Here is a 16,135-nt window from a genome sequence, read left to right on the forward strand (position 1 = left end):
ATTTTAGAACTCCTTTGCATATTTACGCATTTCTTCAATTTGAGATTGTAATTGAGGCAGTTGGTCACTATGGAATTGCTCTACAATTATTTTTGCAATCTCCCATGCGATTACATTTTCTGCAACAATTGAAGCTGCTGGAACTGCACAGCTATCTGAACGTTCTACGCTCGCTTTAAACGCTTCTTTTGTTTCAATATCAACGCTTTGTAATGGTTTATATAATGTTGGAATTGGTTTCATAACACCACGAACAACGATTGGCATTCCTGTTGACATACCACCTTCAAGACCACCTAGGCGATTGGTTGCTCTTGTGTAGCCATTGTCTTCATCCCATAAAATTTCGTCATGGACTTCTGATCCTTTACGACGAGCCATTTCAAAGCCAATCCCAAATTCAACGCCTTTAAAAGCATTAATAGACAGCATAGCTTGTGCAAGTCGACCATCTAATTTGCGATCATAATGAACATAAGAACCGATACCAGCTGGAAGTCCTTCTACAATTACTTCCACAACTCCACCGATTGAATCTCCTGCTTTTTTCGTATCATCAATCATTTGCACCATTTTTGCTGATGCTTCCGGGTCAACACAATAACATGCATCCTGCTCTACGATTGTACGAATTTCATCTGCTGATTTCCCTTCAACTGCAGATGTATCAGCTTTGATGCCAGCAATTTCAGTAACATGTGCAACTACTGAAATTCCTAATTCATTTAATAATGCCTTTGCAACAGAACCAACCGCTACTCGCACAGTAGTTTCACGTGCACTTGAGCGCTCTAATACGTTACGTAAATCACGATGTCCGTATTTCATTCCACCTACTAAATCAGCATGTCCAGGACGAGGACGTGAAATTTGACGTTTAATTTCATTTGGGTCAACATCTTCTGGAAGAGGGTCTGCCCCCATAATTTTAGTCCAATGTTTCCAATCATCATTTTTAACAATTAACGCAACAGGAGAACCAAGTGTTTTACCATGACGTACCCCACCTACGATTTCAACTGTATCCGTTTCTATTTGCATACGTCGGCCACGACCATGTCCACCTTGCCTACGTTTTAAATCATAATTTATTTTTTCCGCTGTAATTGGTAATAGGGATGGTAACCCCTCAATAATTGTTGTTAATTGAGGACCATGAGATTCCCCAGCAGTTAAGTATCGCATCAAACACTTTCTCCCTTCAACTCGCTAAAGTATGTATCTTACTATAACATATTGTAGCCAAAAAAACAGACCAATTTTGAAGTAATCTTGCTCAATTGAATATTCAGAATATTCGACATAAAGAATCTAAAAAAACAACAACAAGCGTCTCCATTTTGCAAGACGCCTTCTAACCCAGAGTAAGTGTTCTTTTTGTTTTCAGGCTTGAAAATCAAGACTACTTCTTTCGGTAGAAGAACGTATCTTCCACTTCAAGGTCATATCGTCCTGGATTAAATATCTGTTCAGTCGATCCAACGAATAATATACCTCCTGAACGTAATGATTTACTAAAATTATGGTAGATTTGATCTTTTGCTTCTTCTGTAAAATAAATCATTACATTACGACAAACAATTAAATCGAGATTTGTTTCGTATGAATCTTTTAAAAGATTATGCTTCTTATATGTAACTGTTCTTTTGACGTCTTCACTTATTTTGTAAAACTGTCCTTCATTAACAAAATGTTTCACCTTCATATTCTCTGGAACTTCCGCGAGAGAACGATCTGGATATAAACCTAATTTTGCTTTTTGAATGACATTTTCATCGATATCCGTGGCTAACACATGAATTTGAGAAAGTGGCAAATAGTTCGATAACACCATGGCAATAGTATAAGGCTCTTCACCAGTCGAACATGCTGCACTCCAAATCTTTAAACGTTTACTATTATTTAATAATTTAGGGAATATCTTATTTTGTAAAACTTCCCACCGTTTACCGTTTCGATAAAATTCGGAAACATTAATGGTCATTCGATCAAGAAATTCATTCATTAGATCTCGATCTTTTTCTAGCGCATGCAAAAAGTCAACAAAATCTCGGTAGCCCTTTTTCTCATAAAGCGAGGTTAGTCTACGTTTCATTTGAGCTTCTTTATATAATGCCAAATCGATTCCAGTTTTTCTTTTTATCCCTTCGATAAATAGTTCATAATCTGACATGCATCCATCTTTCCCCTCATATGTCGTAAATTAATTATATCTGAAATTAGTGGAATCTGAAATACATTTCAACTAACAACTTTACTAAGAAGAAAAAAGATTCATTATTTTCTATTAAGTTCAATGGTTTCTTGACTTACTTCTTGTTGAATTGGAGTTTGTGAAATCGATTTAAACGGTTGGTTTAGTGCTAATTTCTCCCTAGTATATTCAATTTCTAAACGAAGCTTTTCAGTCTCTATAATATAACTTTCCTTTCGAATTTTCTCTAGGTCAATCTATATTTCAACACTTCTAATTTTAGTTTTGATTGTTTACTCAAATAAGTTGTAATGATTGCTGTAATTGGAATAGTTGATGCAATTAATACAATTCCTAAAACAAGAATGACATAATCCGCCATGAAATGACCCTCCTAAAATAAGTGATATGTGATCAATTATATGTTAGTTTAACATTTTTGTGGGAACTTGAGAAAGGCAAGGTTTAGTGTGAAAGAATTGTTATTTAAATAAATGAGCTTAGTAATGAAGTGAGTAGAATTTTGATGAATTATCGAGAATTTCAATCTTCATTTCATGATAAAAAAAATAAACCTCATTGTCATTAGTTGCTGATCATGAATTTGTGGTCTACATGAAGACCTGATCTTAAAACTTTATTATCACTATTGAAATAAAAGGCGCAGAAAAAGTCAATTCAACTTTTTCTACGCCTTGATTTACAATTTGTTATTGTAATTAGTAATTAGCTATTAAGCTAATTCAGAACCGAACCATAATGCGATTTCACGTTCAGCTGATTCTGCTGAATCAGAACCGTGGATTACGTTTTCTGAAATAGTAACAGCATAGTCACCACGGATTGTACCCGGTTGAGATTCAGATGGTTTTGTAGCACCCATCATGATACGAGCTAAAGAAATTACGCTTTCGCCTTCCCATACCATTGCAAATACTGGACCAGAAGTGATGAAGTCAACTAATTCACCAAAGAATGGTTTGTCTGCATGTTCTGCATAGTGAGCTTCTGCTACTTCACGAGATGGTACGATTAATTTAGCTGCTTTTAATTCGAAGCCGCGGCGTTCAAAACGGTCCACGATATCTCCGATTACTTGACGCTTAACGCCATCTGGTTTAATCATTAAATAAGTTTTTTCGATTGCCATAATTATTATACACTCCTTAAGTTTGGGTAAGGCGTTACACCTACCGATAAATATTACCAAAATAATATAAATACATCAACTATCTCAAATAATTTAAATATAGTTAATTATTGTCATGCAAATCAAAATTAAAACTTGCGCTTGCCAATAAATAAAGCAATGTCCCTTAATTTCTTTTTCATTGGGTTGTTTGGCAATGCTTCTACTTCTTTCATCGCCTTCTTTAAATAAAGGTTGCTAATTTTCACAGCTTCTTTTATGGCATCTGACTTGCGTACAACTTCTAACATGGCCATACGCTCTTCTTCAGTCACAAAACCATGTTCAGCACGTTGAATAAATCGTTGAATTGTAGGATCATCCTTTAACAGGATAATTGGAAGCGTAATATTTCCATGTAACAAGTCACTTCCTGCTGGTTTACCAAGTTGTCGATCGGTTGAAACAAAATCTAAAATATCATCAACGATTTGAAAACTCATACCAACATAATAACCAAATTGTTTTAAATGTCTAACATTTTTTGGGTCAACACCAGCAGCAACTGCCCCTAGTTCACAGCTAGATTCAATTAATAATGCTGTTTTCCTTTTAATTCGACGGAAGTAGTCTTTTAAATTTTGATCTACTCGAAACTTATCTTCAATTTGAATCACTTCACCATTAACAATTTCAACCATTGTTCGAGCCAAAATTTGATGAACACGTGGATTCTCAATCGATGTGACATACTCTAATGCACGCGCAAAAATAAAGTCGCCAGTATACATGGCAACACGATTGTTTGTTTGTGCTTTAACCGTACGTCTACCCCTTCTCATATCTGAATCATCAATAACATCATCATGAACAAGAGATCCCATATGAATTAATTCAAGCGGAACAGCAATATTTTTCATTTGGTCAATATTATATTGTCCAAATTTTGCACTGACTAAAACAAAAACTGGACGAATTCTTTTTCCACCCGCTTGCAATAAATGAAGGGAGGCATCATTTATCATGTGTGAAGACGAGTTCAACGCTGTTTCTAATTCTTTTTCGATGACGTCTATATCCGATTTCAAATCGGAATAGAGCATTTTTAACTTCATCTTTTCCACGCGTAAAAACCTTCTCCCCGCCTAAATTTCTTTCTTAAACCCCATATGCATCGCCGCGGCACCACCACTATAGCCCTTATATTTAACTTTAGTGAAACCGGCTTGTCCAAACATAGATGCAAGTTTCTTCATACCTGGAAAATCATTTGCAGATTCTTGTAACCATGAATACTCTTTGTAACTTTTAGCAAATAATTTGCCAAATACCGGCATAATATATTTAAAATAAAATCTGAATAATTGACGATATCCAGGAATCTCAGACTGCGAAGTTTCTAAACAAACAGCCATACCTCCTGGCTTTAACACACGATTCATTTCTCGTAAAACCTGCATATAATCAGGTACATTTCGTAATCCAAACCCAATTGTTACGTAGTCAAAGGTATTATCCTCAAACGGTAATTCCATTGCATTTCCATGCATTAATTCAACTTGTGGAAATGGTTTTACCTTTCCCTCGCCTACTTTTAGCATATTTTTACTAAAATCAAGACCTTTTACCATACCAGTATCCCCGACCGCCTTTGCAAGCTGAATAGTCCAATCAGCGGTACCACAACAAACATCGAGGCATTTCGAACCTGGTTTTACATTCATGCGCTTCATTGTATCTTCACGCCATTTGACATGCAATTGAAAACTAATTACCGAGTTCATTTTATCGTAACTCTCTGAAATAGTTTCAAAGACCTCATGAACACGTTCTTCTTTTGACTTGCTCATCTTTTCAAAACCTTCCTTGTCACTTCTGACTAAACAGTACTTTCTGTTTTATGTATTGTTTCAAATCGTCATGTAAAAATGTTGACGTTTGAAGATAGTCAAGAAGATTCGTCGTTAACGTATCAATCTCCCGTAGAATTAACCGTTCAAATGGTTCTTCATGTTGCACTGAACTGTCTACCATCAACTGATAAATTGGTGATGTTTCCCCATTTTTATGCTTTTTGTCCTCTTCATTTAAACGAAGCAACAACAAACAATTTTCCACGATTGGCAAATATTGATTGAAATTATAAGCGGTATAAAAGCTCTTAATAAGAGCAGTTTCAATTACTGTTAAACTCTCGAGCCATTGTCTAAATGTATATGATTTATTTTCATAAACTCTTACTTGCTGTTCGCAACGATGGACAATTCCCTCAGATATTTTTCTGATTAAGGGAATATTTCCTGATTCAGCTAAAATTTGATAATAACGTCCACTGTAGTAATCTCCCGAAAGAACTGTTAATTGTTGTTCTTTACTTGTTGCGTCCAATTCATGAATTTTTTCATGCTCACTAAGTGATGAATGGACGATTCCGACCGTGATGATACTCTTATCCATCTTGTCATTCCAATTTTCACCGTTGAAAAAGGGTAACAGCAAGTAAAACAATTGTTCTTCATTCAATACCGGTTCTCCAGTATATTGCAGTAGAGTTCTATGTCGAACATGCATGAAAATATTCGTTTTTAATTGGTTAATGTTTTTCTGAATGTATGTTGCATCCATAGATATTACTCCATTTCACTATCAATTACGCCTTGGCGTAATTGCGTCCGGATTTCGGACTCGTGTTACGCGAGTCAACTCCAATACGAAACCCGTGACATCCGCCGGAGGCATTATCTTCACTCAGTATCATGTTGAATCTAAACTGAATAAATTATAAATTTGCATTAACTCACATTTTAATTGCTGGAGTTTTTTTGCGAATGAAGATAAATGCCATGCAAACGTTTAAGCATGACAAGCTACCTTACTTTTTAGAACCACTTTCTATAACGCCATGTGATGAGTAAATTTTTGCTTTACCACGAATTTTCATAGCAGATGTATGTTCTGTAAATTGTGCAATCATTACTTCACCAGAATCTAATTTTTCAGAATGGTGAAATTTCGTATCTGTTCCACGTGTGAGACCGATTACATGAACTCCATCTTCTTCTGCTTCAATGACAATATAATCTGGGTTTGTCATAAGTTCATTACTCCTCATACTTCATATTCTTGTACATCATAACACAATAAAAAGATGAATTTAAGACATTTGAATAAATGAGATGACTTCTCTACGTTTCACTTCATCCTCTTCAAAAACTCCACGAGCAACTGAAGTGACTGTTTTGGACCCTGGTTTTTTCAAACCTCTCATCGTCATACACATGTGTTCCGCTTCAATCACGACATAAACTCCAAACGGTTGTAACATTTCCATCAAAGTATCTGCAACTGTAGAGGTAATTCTCTCTTGAAGTTGCGGACGGCGCGCAACCGATTCTACACATCGACCTAATTTACTAAGTCCCGCTACTTTCCCATCATGAGGGATATAAGCAACATGCGCTTTGCCGTAAAAAGGAACTAAGTGATGTTCACACATTGAATAAAACGGTATATCTTTAACGAGAACTAGTTCTTCATGTTCTTCATGGAAAACGGTGCTGAAGAATTCCCGTGGATCCTCATTAATGCCACTAAACATTTCAGCATACATTTTCGCTACGCGCGTTGGTGTATCTTGCAATCCTTCTCTAGTTGTATCTTCTCCAACCGCTTCTAAAATCATTTTAACGGCTTCTTCTATTTTATTTAAATCGACCTTCGACATAGTAACAATATCCTCCTAAAATCACGACGCAAGACTGTCAAATTGAATCATAGCACATACACCCCATTATCGCATAAAGGGGTTTCTGAATAAAAGAAAAAAAGCGAAAATAGTACTCGCAAATTTATTATCTATTGTTTATCAATTAGTATGTAAAAAAAGAGCAGTCATCATGAGTCCATGACGACTGCTCTATGTAACTGCAAGGCTGATTATTTCACAGCATCTTTAAGCGCTTTACCTGGTTTGAAAGCAGGTACTTTACTTGCAGCGATTTCGATTTCTTCACCTGATTGTGGATTACGACCTTTACGAGCCGCACGTTCACGTACTTCGAAATTCCCAAAACCGATTAATTGAACTTTGTCACCCTTTGCAAGAGCATCTTGAATTGTATCAAATACAGCTTCAACTGCTTTAGAAGCGTCTTTTTTAGAAAGAGCCGCAGCTTCAGCAACAGAGTTTACTAATTCTGTTTTATTCACACCATTCACCTCCTCTCAAAGGGTCATGAACATAAATCATGTAAAAAGAGTAACATATAGAAAACCTTGGTGCAACTGTATTTATCGATGTTTTCGCATAGAAAAATGTATTTTTTCTAACATTACACAAATAAAAGGACTTTTCACCTATAAAATGAAAAGTCCTAACAAAAAATTTTTAAGTATTTTATTGTCTTTATACCTAATCAATTACGTCATAGCGTTTTCTCTCTTCTCAGCTAAGCGTTGACGCAATCAGATTTCCCCTCGATTACTAAGCGAAATCTCCTATAAAAACTTAAATCGGATATGATGTCAAACTTCATTTCAGTTGGGGTTGGTACCCCAACTGAAGGATAAAATTATATAATAAATGTAACAAGTCCGCGATCACCTTCATTAACCATTCTTTCAATCGTTTGACGCATTCTTTTCTTCGCGTTTGGAGGAACTGAATTCATTTTATAACGAATCCCCTCTTTTAACACCTCGTGTAAAGGCGTACCAAATAATTGAGTTTCCCATAAAGCTTCACGATCATGTCTAAATGAATACTGAAGGTCTTTTAATAACTGACTCGCATAAAATTCTGTACCAATTAATGGCGCAAATTCTGTTTCCATATCAATACGGATAATGTGATATGAAGGTGCTGAAGCTTTCATACGTACACCATAGAAATTATTTTGTTTAATAATTTCTGGTTCACTTGGTTCAAATTCTTCTAACGATGGAAGTGTTACACCATAACCATTTGTACTTGCTTCCTCAATCGCTTCTCTGAATCTCTTTTGCGCTTGTTTTGCCTCAGCAGCCTCTTTAATAAAGAGTAACCAATCCTTCTTTGACTCGATTGGGGAGTCTAGCCATTCATTACATACAGCTTTATAGATTTCTGGTTTTAATGTAATTCGAACAGTCGCAACACCTAAACCTGCATCTACTCGTTCAATCTCACATTCTTCAACATAATCAATCTCTCTTAGTTGTTCAACTGCCAAATTCACATCACGAATTTTAGTAATGGAATCTAGTACATTAGAAACAGATTCTGCTAAAGATTGATTTAAGTGGTGTGTGTTTCCTAAAACGTCTAACCAATCAGGCTTTTCGACCTCAATATCTTCTACTGGGAACTCATAAAGTGCCTCTTGTAGAATATATTCCATATCACGAATAGACATTTGTTCAATTGAAACAGGAATTACCGGTACACCATATTGCTCTAATAATTCATTTCTTAAAGCAACTGTATTAGCATGACTTGGAATAACACTGTTTAACACGACAACAAATGGTTTACCAATTTCTTTAAGTTGTTCAATAATTTGCTGCTCAGCGATTTGAGCTGCATGACGGTTAATACCGTTTACAGTTCCGTCAGTTGTTACGACAATCCCAATATTAGCGTGATCGCGTATCACTTTGTCTGTTCCAATTTTTGCAGCTTCCTGGAACGGAATAGCTTCATTACTCCAAGGTGTCTGTACATATTTTGGGCCATTTTCGTCTTCATACCCTTTTACACCATCAATAATATACCCTACACAATCTGCAAAACGAATACGGAATGGTATTTCACTTTCTCCAATTGTGATTTGTGTACCTTGAGCCGGAACAAATTTCGGTTCTGCTGTCATAATGACTGGGCCTGGTGAGCTTTGAGGCAACTCGTCCATTGCTCTCATGCGGTCTTCTTCGTTAGCAATGCGTGGAAGCACAACAGATTCCATCATTTTCTTTACAAAAGTAGACTTACCAACTCGCACAGGCCCTACAACACCAATATATACATCCCCATTAGTTCTCTCTGCTATTTGTTGAAAGATTTCTTCGCCTATTGTAGCTCCTCCTTTACGTATTACAATCTATGACCTTTCTAAATAAAATATGTAACTACCTTGTACGAAAATTCCTCAAAATGTGCAAAAAAGTGCAACCTTTTTAAATAAAAAACGTTCACCGTAAGTTTAAAAGGGCTTTAAATAGTCAACTTCTGTACGAAATTTAGTTCAACATCGGTGCACATAATAGACAAAAAATAGGCGATTTTCAAGGGGAAAGTCCTTCACTATTATGGTCGATATTAATGTGTGAAAAGTAAATAGTTTTTCACATCTTTTTTACATTTAATTTTTCTCAAAAAACCGCCACCAAGAGCAATATATGCTCCTAGTGACGGTTCTATAATAATCGTTTATCCTATTATTTTTTACTTTCTTTTGATGGGTCAAACATATAGACTGGTTCATTATTTTCGTCAACTGTGTATGGAAAAGAATAGGCTGGAACAACAGGATATTTTTCTACTAATAACATTCGAATATCCTCTCCAGGTTTAGGTGTTAAATTATTTTCTTTTAAGAAAAGATTTAAGTCAATTGAATAGTCTACGTATATGTCCCCTTCAGTAGAAGCAACTAAGGGTAATTGATTATTCGAGTATGGACTAGGAACTGTTAACTCTTCGTCATAACCAATTTTTTTGAAATCAATAGTATAAACATAGTCTGATATTTGCTCTTTATAGGTTGGATACTTAGTTGCTAAAAATCGAATGTTTAGTTCACGAATTTTTTCAACTGAACGTAAATCAACCAATTTTACAGTAGGGTTATCTTCTGGATCCCAAATAATATATTGAAAAATTCCACCTTGCTCATATGAGTTGCCAGGAGATTTTGCCATATATTTTGGAATAAGCTTTGAGAAATCAATTGGATATTTTATAAAGATATCTGTTTCCATATCACGTGTTTTAATTGGAAGGACACCTGTATCGGCTTGAAACTCCTCCACAGCCCTCTGTACAACTTCTAGTTGAAGTTCATCAGGCACTTGATTCTCAGCCTTTTGGTCATCAGGGAAAAGACATCCGGATAATACGAGCGATGTTAAAACGAGTACTAAAAATACAACCCAGCTTTTCTTCATTGTGTTCACCTCTACATAATCAAATGCGCCTTGGCATATTAGGCCCAAATTTTTATCGAAACTGAGGCTGCACGACGCAGGTCCGTTCGCCGTTGTCACACGATGTGACGCTCTTAGGCCAAACTTCCTCTAATTCCTATTAAAAACTGTGACATCCGCCGGAGGCATACTTCATTCAGTCCAATATATCTCCATTTAATTGTAGTACCTTTAATAATTCATCTCATCTAAAATAGAATAAGTCATTTAAAGAGTGAAATTCAGTAGTAGTTTAAGATGGCCAAGTAAATACTACGAGAATCATTAAGATTGTCCCAATGAAAAAGAGACCAAATGCAAATAGTCGTAAAATCATTGATAAACAGCCGTTTGAAACCCATTTACGGACTGCCGAAACGATTAACACCGAAACTAACATGGCAGCAATAGAATAGAAGGAAACCCACATGACATCAAGTGCATGCATCGTTGCAAGAGGCCCCCTCGCAGAAGCTAAAACAAACATTGAAAGATCCTTTGATAATAATGGGTGTTGCATAAAAAAACCACCTTTCAAATCAGGACACTATGTATTTTAAAAAAGTAAATATTATGGATAACATTACAAAAATAATAGGAGGTAAATTAATACCTCCTATATCTTGATTGAAATTAATTAATTCATCGCATTCAAAATTGTTCTATAATAATTCATCGATTTCTTGCTTTTTCATTCGGATCATTAATTCATCTACTGCAGCTTTCGGAATTTTTTCATTAAATAATACATCATACAGAGCAAATGTTATTGGCATAGGCACCTCATACTTTTGAGCAAGCTGAAAAGCAGCTTTTGTCGTACGTACTCCTTCTACAACCATTCCCATTTGATCTAATACGTCAGTTAAATTATGACCTTTACCGAGCAAATTGCCTGCACGATAGTTACGCGAGTGAATACTTGTACATGTTACGATTAAATCGCCCATTCCAGTTAAACCCGAAAAGGTAAAGGGATTCCCCCCCATTTTGACACCTAGGCGAGTAATTTCCGCAAGTCCTCTTGTGATTAATGCTGCTTTTGCGTTATCACCGTAATTTAAGCCATCCGAAATTCCTGCAGCAAGGGCAATAACATTTTTTAATGCTCCTCCGATTTCTACTCCAACGATATCATCATTTGTATAAACTCGGAAGTAATTATTCATGAATAAGTCTTGAACAATGCCTGCTTTCTCTATATCTTGGCAAGCCGCCGTAACCGTTGTTGGATGTCTTAATACAACTTCTTCTGCGTGACTTGGGCCCGATAAAATAACAATATCATCAATCACTTCAGGTGTTAAACTTTGTTCAATGATTTCTGAAATCCTTAACAACGAATCAGGTTCAATTCCTTTTGAAACATGGACAAATAATGCCTTCTTATTTAAATAGCTCAACATTTGCGAACAAACTTCACGAATGGCCTTAGTCGGCACCGCTACAACGATAATAGAAGCATGATCAGATGCTTCCTTTAAATTATGCGTTGCTACTAAATTTGAAGGTAATTTTGTTTCTGGTAAATATTTTTTATTTGAATGGTATTCGTTAATCTCGTTTGCTTGTTCTTCACGATGTGTCCATAAAAGCGTGTTATGGCCATTTTCAGCTAACACGATAGCTAAAGCAGTACCCCATGAGCCCGCTCCTAATACAGTTACATTTTCCATTTAAGATCCCCCTTCACTTACTCGCGTGCACGTGTAATGATCCGAATCGGAGTTCCTTCAAAATCAAATGTTTCACGAATACGATTCTCAAGGAAACGTTCATATGAAAAATGCATTAGCTCTGGTTCATTAACAAACACAATAAAAGTAGGTGGTTTTACAGCCACTTGTGTCGTGTAATAAAGGCGTAAACGTCGACCTTTATCTGTAGGTGCTGGATTTCTTGCAACTGCATCTTCAATAATATCATTTAAGATTGATGATTGAATTCGCATCGCATGATTTTCACTCACACGTTTTACAATTGATAAGATATTATGCACACGTTGTTTAGTCTTTGCAGAGACAAAAATAATTGGTGCATAGCTTAAGTATAAGAAATGTTCACGTATTTCCTCAGTAAAGCGATTCATTGTTTTATCATCTTTTTCAATGGCATCCCATTTATTGACAACAATAATAACAGCTTTACCTGCTTCGTGTGCATAGCCAGCAATTTTTTTATCTTGTTCTTGAATACCCTCTTCAGCATTCAGAACAACTAATACAACGTCTGAACGTTCAATTGCTCTTAACGCTCGGAGTACTGAATATTTCTCAGTTGTTTCATATACTTTTCCTTTTTTACGCATTCCTGCCGTATCAATGATGACATATTCTTGATCATCATATGAGTAAGGTGTATCAATTGCATCACGAGTTGTCCCTGCAACATCACTTACAATAACTCGTTCTTGTCCTAAGAAAGCATTAACCAACGAAGATTTCCCAACATTCGGACGACCAATTAAACTAAATTTAATTGTATCATCTGGGTATTGTTCTTCATCTTCTTTAGGGAAGTGCTTCGCGCATTCATCTAATAAATCCCCAAGACCTAAACCGTGGGAACCGGAAATCGGGAATGGATCACCAAATCCTAAGGAATAAAAGTCATACATCATTTCACGCATGTCTGGATTATCAATTTTGTTGACAGCTAGTACAACTGGCTTTTTTGTTTTATATAAAATCTTCGCCACCTGTTCATCTGCAAGTGTTACCCCCTCACGACCATTTGTCATAAAGATAATAACGTCTGCTTCATCCATGGCAATTTCTGCTTGCTGACGAATTTGCTCTAAAAATGGTTCGTCACCAATTTCAATCCCGCCTGTATCTATAATGTTAAATTCATGTGTTAACCAATCTGCCGAACTATAGATACGGTCACGTGTTACGCCTGGAATATCTTCCACGATCGATACGCGTTCACCAACAATTCGATTAAAAATTGTTGATTTTCCAACGTTCGGACGACCTACGATGGCGATTACTGGTTTTGTCATCTGTACTTCATCCTTCCAAATTCTTATCTTTTGTATTATACACGAAAATAACTTTTATAGCATTTTTTCACATCAAAATACAGGAATAACTGTAATTCACCCAATTTGCCATCATAATTTTGCCAATAATTGCAACAAGAAAAGCTACTGTAATGCGATTCCTATCTAAATATACAGATAGGAGAGAAAATCATTTTCTCCAAAAGGTGTAATGTTTTATTTACTTTTAACAATATATTTTCTATTAATTGGATTTCTACTAGTAATCAATTAGAGCGTAGTACACTATAGGACTCAATTCATTTGGTTTTGAAGAGGTTATTTTTGCTATTTTAATAGATTATGATGATGAATTTTTAACATCATAAAAAATAAAGGCTTTGACTACATGCCAGAGATACGTGCAAGACATAACTTTCTTCATGGAGCCCAACAATTTGTCGACCTTGACAGAAGCATCGCAACGTGTGGTACTGTTGGCATTTGTCCGCCAGAGAAAACTCCATAAGGTAGACACTGTACGAACTACAATAATGAAACATATAAAATACAAAAACACGTAATGAATAACTAATCGTTATCATTACGTGTTTTATATATTTAACTTATTATTTTCCTGTAAGCTTTTTCAACTGATCCCCAATTACATCACTGAATGAGAAACCAGAATTTTCTTCAGGAAGCTCATAATCGTATTCTTCAACTTTTTCCGGGTTGGTTTGTAGTTCTTTAATGCTTAATGATAATCGTTTTTCATACGCATTGACTTCAAGAACCTTTACTTCCACTTCTTGACCCTCTTTTAAAACTTCATGCGGAGTATTAATATGCTTATGAGATATTTGAGAGATGTGAACTAATCCTTCAACACCTGGGAATATCTCGATAAATGCACCGAATGAAACAAGACGTCTAACTGTACCTGTTAAAACAGAACCTTTCGTAACGCGTTCTTTAATGTTTGCCCAAGGTCCAGGTAATGTATCTTTAATTGATAACGAAATTCGTTCATTTGATGGATCAACAGATAAAACTTTTACTTTAACAGCTTGGCCTTCAGATAGAACTGTATTAATATTTTCCACATGATCATGAGAAACTTGTGAAATGTGTACTAATCCATCTACTCCACCAATATCAACAAAAGCACCAAATGGAGCAATACGTTGAACCGTACCATCAAGGATAGCTCCTTCTTGAATATCACCAAGAACTTGCTTTTTCTTAGAAGCTTTTTCTTCCTCAACAACAGCTCGGTGAGATAGAATCAAACGACCCTTATCTTTATCAAGCTCAGTAATTTTAAATGTTAATGTTTTACCTTTATAATCTTCAAAATCTTCTACAAAATAATCTTCCACTAGCGATGCAGGAACGAAGCCGCGTACGCCTAAATCAACAACTAGGCCACCTTTGACAACATCCTTCACTTCAGCCTCAAAAACTTCTCCTGATGCGAATTTCTCTTCAAGTTGATCCCATGCTTTTAAAGCGTCTAATTTGCGTTTAGATAGTACAAAGTTTTCTTCTTCTACTTTGGTAATCATTAAATCTAGTTCATCACCTACTGATACAATATCAGAAGCTTTTTCAATGTGCAGGCTCGAAAGTTCGCTAATTGGTACAATACCGTCGAAAGGCGCACCTTGAATTGAAACAGTCACTGCTTTCTCATCTACCTTCACAGCAGCACCTTTCACAATATCTCCTTCACGAAATTCTTGGTTTAATCCTAAGTTCATTTCTTCAGACATATGTAACCCTCCTTCGCATCTTCCAATTTCTATTTTATTCTAAATATTATATAAAGACAAAAAATTTTCCTTATATTTTTAAAAAAACCTTATTTACGTTTTATTTACATTTTATTTTGCAAGTTCTTCTGCTAATTTCAAAATGGCTTGAGCTGCTTCAACAATAGACAACTCAGTTGTATCTAGGTAAATAGCATCTTCCGCTTGAATTAACGGAGAAGCTTCTCGTTCGCTATCAAGCTTATCGCGGTGTGCAATTTCTTCTATTAATTGTTCAACTGACGATGGAATACCGCGCTTCTCATTATCTATTTGGCGTCGTTTGGCACGTTCTTCAACTGTAGCGGACATAAATATTTTTAATTCTGCCTCTTTTAAAACATGAGTACCAATGTCACGCCCGTCCATCACAATGCCACCTGCCGCTGCAAGTTCCTGTTGTTTTCCAACTAAGATTTGACGAATATTTGGATGTGCCGATACTTGAGATACATTAGCTGTTACTTCATTAGTGCGAATAACTTCTGAAACATCTTCTCCATCAACAAATACTAATTGTCCCTTTTCACTAGGCTTAAGAACAATAGAAGTGTTTAACACCATTTGTTCTAACCCCTTAGCATCATCTAATTCTATGTTTTGTTTCAATGCTTTATACGTAACTGCACGATACATTGCTCCAGTATCGATATAAGTGTATCCTAATTTTTCGGCGACGATTTTAGCAATTGTGCTTTTTCCAGCCCCTGCTGGACCATCAATTGCAATTTGTATTTTTTTCATAAATTGAATCCCTACTTTCCACAAACATTGTAACATATCACTTATTTTTTATCGTTTGTTATACACCTATTTTCGTCGTAATTTTGTAAATTTATCCGATTTAAATATGC

The 16,135-nt window shown here is 35.8% G+C and carries 17 protein-coding genes; all 17 read right to left on the reverse strand.

Annotated features, from left to right (window positions below; all coding sequences use genetic code 11):
• Positions 1–3: 3 nt before the first annotated feature.
• The 17 genes from aroC to cmk all read right to left on the reverse strand — a co-directional run bounded on the left by aroC (position 4) and on the right by cmk (position 16,025).
• Positions 4–1,185, reverse strand: coding sequence for a chorismate synthase (gene aroC, locus JOD29_RS13010; protein WP_124765151.1), 1,182 nt, complete (start codon positions 1,183–1,185; stop codon positions 4–6).
• A 217-nt stretch (positions 1,186–1,402) separates the two neighbouring features.
• Entirely contained in the window at positions 1,403–2,173 is a 771-nt protein-coding gene (locus JOD29_RS13015; protein ID WP_124765002.1) for a CheR family methyltransferase, read from the reverse strand.
• 268 nt (positions 2,174–2,441) lie between these two features.
• On the reverse strand, positions 2,442–2,576 hold the full coding sequence (locus JOD29_RS20630) for a hypothetical protein (protein ID WP_275579654.1): 135 nt from the start codon (positions 2,574–2,576) through the stop codon (positions 2,442–2,444).
• Between the two features lie 351 nt (positions 2,577–2,927).
• Positions 2,928–3,344, reverse strand: a complete 417-nt coding sequence (ndk, locus tag JOD29_RS13020) for a nucleoside-diphosphate kinase (RefSeq protein WP_124765004.1) — start codon at positions 3,342–3,344, stop codon at positions 2,928–2,930.
• Between the two features lie 128 nt (positions 3,345–3,472).
• Positions 3,473–4,447 carry a heptaprenyl diphosphate synthase component II gene (gene hepT, locus JOD29_RS13025; protein ID WP_124765006.1) on the reverse strand — a complete coding sequence of 325 codons (975 nt, stop codon included), beginning with the start codon at positions 4,445–4,447 and terminating at the stop codon, positions 3,473–3,475.
• A 21-nt stretch (positions 4,448–4,468) separates the two neighbouring features.
• Positions 4,469–5,173 (reverse strand): demethylmenaquinone methyltransferase, encoded by a 705-nt coding sequence (locus JOD29_RS13030; RefSeq protein WP_124765008.1) that lies wholly within the window; start codon positions 5,171–5,173, stop codon positions 4,469–4,471.
• A 19-nt stretch (positions 5,174–5,192) separates the two neighbouring features.
• On the reverse strand, positions 5,193–5,948 hold the full coding sequence (locus tag JOD29_RS13035) for a heptaprenyl diphosphate synthase component 1 (RefSeq protein ID WP_124765010.1): 756 nt from the start codon (positions 5,946–5,948) through the stop codon (positions 5,193–5,195).
• Between the two features lie 247 nt (positions 5,949–6,195).
• Positions 6,196–6,417 carry a trp RNA-binding attenuation protein MtrB gene (gene mtrB / locus JOD29_RS13040; protein ID WP_124765012.1) on the reverse strand — a complete coding sequence of 74 codons (222 nt, stop codon included), beginning with the start codon at positions 6,415–6,417 and terminating at the stop codon, positions 6,196–6,198.
• Positions 6,418–6,477: 60 nt separating this feature from the next.
• The gene (gene folE / locus JOD29_RS13045) at positions 6,478–7,047 is read right to left on the reverse strand and encodes a GTP cyclohydrolase I FolE (protein WP_124765014.1); all 570 of its coding nucleotides are present in this window, start codon (positions 7,045–7,047) and stop codon (positions 6,478–6,480) included.
• Between the two features lie 212 nt (positions 7,048–7,259).
• Positions 7,260–7,532, reverse strand: a complete 273-nt coding sequence (locus JOD29_RS13050; protein ID WP_036183797.1) for an HU family DNA-binding protein — start codon at positions 7,530–7,532, stop codon at positions 7,260–7,262.
• 362 nt (positions 7,533–7,894) lie between these two features.
• On the reverse strand, positions 7,895–9,400 hold the full coding sequence (spoIVA, locus tag JOD29_RS13055; protein ID WP_338088318.1) for a stage IV sporulation protein A: 1,506 nt from the start codon (positions 9,398–9,400) through the stop codon (positions 7,895–7,897).
• A gap of 337 nt (positions 9,401–9,737) precedes the next feature.
• A complete protein-coding gene (locus JOD29_RS13060; RefSeq protein WP_124765018.1) occupies positions 9,738–10,466 on the reverse strand; it encodes a hypothetical protein in 729 nt (242 codons plus the stop codon).
• Between the two features lie 271 nt (positions 10,467–10,737).
• Positions 10,738–11,004, reverse strand: a complete 267-nt coding sequence (locus tag JOD29_RS13065; RefSeq protein WP_124765020.1) for a DUF2768 domain-containing protein — start codon at positions 11,002–11,004, stop codon at positions 10,738–10,740.
• A gap of 142 nt (positions 11,005–11,146) precedes the next feature.
• The gene (locus JOD29_RS13070; protein ID WP_124765022.1) at positions 11,147–12,160 is read right to left on the reverse strand and encodes an NAD(P)H-dependent glycerol-3-phosphate dehydrogenase; all 1,014 of its coding nucleotides are present in this window, start codon (positions 12,158–12,160) and stop codon (positions 11,147–11,149) included.
• Positions 12,161–12,177: 17 nt separating this feature from the next.
• On the reverse strand, positions 12,178–13,488 hold the full coding sequence (gene der, locus JOD29_RS13075; protein ID WP_124765024.1) for a ribosome biogenesis GTPase Der: 1,311 nt from the start codon (positions 13,486–13,488) through the stop codon (positions 12,178–12,180).
• Between the two features lie 608 nt (positions 13,489–14,096).
• A complete protein-coding gene (gene rpsA / locus JOD29_RS13080; RefSeq protein WP_124765026.1) occupies positions 14,097–15,242 on the reverse strand; it encodes a 30S ribosomal protein S1 in 1,146 nt (381 codons plus the stop codon).
• 111 nt (positions 15,243–15,353) lie between these two features.
• Positions 15,354–16,025, reverse strand: a complete 672-nt coding sequence (gene cmk / locus JOD29_RS13085; RefSeq protein WP_124765028.1) for a (d)CMP kinase — start codon at positions 16,023–16,025, stop codon at positions 15,354–15,356.
• Positions 16,026–16,135 lie beyond the last annotated feature (110 nt).

The sequence above is a fragment of the Lysinibacillus composti genome (assembly GCF_016908465.1).
GTDB lineage: Bacteria > Bacillota > Bacilli > Bacillales_A > Planococcaceae > Ureibacillus > Ureibacillus composti_A.

Excerpts from the sequence above, each read along its gene's own strand:
- aroC (WP_124765151.1), bottom strand. The coding sequence starts at position 1,185 with ATGCGATACTTAACTGCTGGGGAATCTCATGGTCCTCAATTAACAACA.
- JOD29_RS13015 (WP_124765002.1), bottom strand. The coding sequence starts at position 2,173 with ATGTCAGATTATGAACTATTTATCGAAGGGATAAAAAGAAAAACTGGA.
- JOD29_RS20630 (WP_275579654.1), bottom strand. The coding sequence starts at position 2,576 with ATGGCGGATTATGTCATTCTTGTTTTAGGAATTGTATTAATTGCATCA.
- ndk (WP_124765004.1), bottom strand. The coding sequence starts at position 3,344 with ATGGCAATCGAAAAAACTTATTTAATGATTAAACCAGATGGCGTTAAG.
- JOD29_RS13030 (WP_124765008.1), bottom strand. The coding sequence starts at position 5,173 with ATGAGCAAGTCAAAAGAAGAACGTGTTCATGAGGTCTTTGAAACTATT.
- JOD29_RS13035 (WP_124765010.1), bottom strand. The coding sequence starts at position 5,948 with ATGGATGCAACATACATTCAGAAAAACATTAACCAATTAAAAACGAAT.
- mtrB (WP_124765012.1), bottom strand. The coding sequence starts at position 6,417 with ATGACAAACCCAGATTATATTGTCATTGAAGCAGAAGAAGATGGAGTT.
- folE (WP_124765014.1), bottom strand. The coding sequence starts at position 7,047 with ATGTCGAAGGTCGATTTAAATAAAATAGAAGAAGCCGTTAAAATGATT.
- JOD29_RS13060 (WP_124765018.1), bottom strand. The coding sequence starts at position 10,466 with ATGAAGAAAAGCTGGGTTGTATTTTTAGTACTCGTTTTAACATCGCTC.
- JOD29_RS13065 (WP_124765020.1), bottom strand. The coding sequence starts at position 11,004 with ATGCAACACCCATTATTATCAAAGGATCTTTCAATGTTTGTTTTAGCT.
- JOD29_RS13070 (WP_124765022.1), bottom strand. The coding sequence starts at position 12,160 with ATGGAAAATGTAACTGTATTAGGAGCGGGCTCATGGGGTACTGCTTTA.
- der (WP_124765024.1), bottom strand. The coding sequence starts at position 13,488 with ATGACAAAACCAGTAATCGCCATCGTAGGTCGTCCGAACGTTGGAAAA.
- rpsA (WP_124765026.1), bottom strand. The coding sequence starts at position 15,242 with ATGTCTGAAGAAATGAACTTAGGATTAAACCAAGAATTTCGTGAAGGA.
- cmk (WP_124765028.1), bottom strand. The coding sequence starts at position 16,025 with ATGAAAAAAATACAAATTGCAATTGATGGTCCAGCAGGGGCTGGAAAA.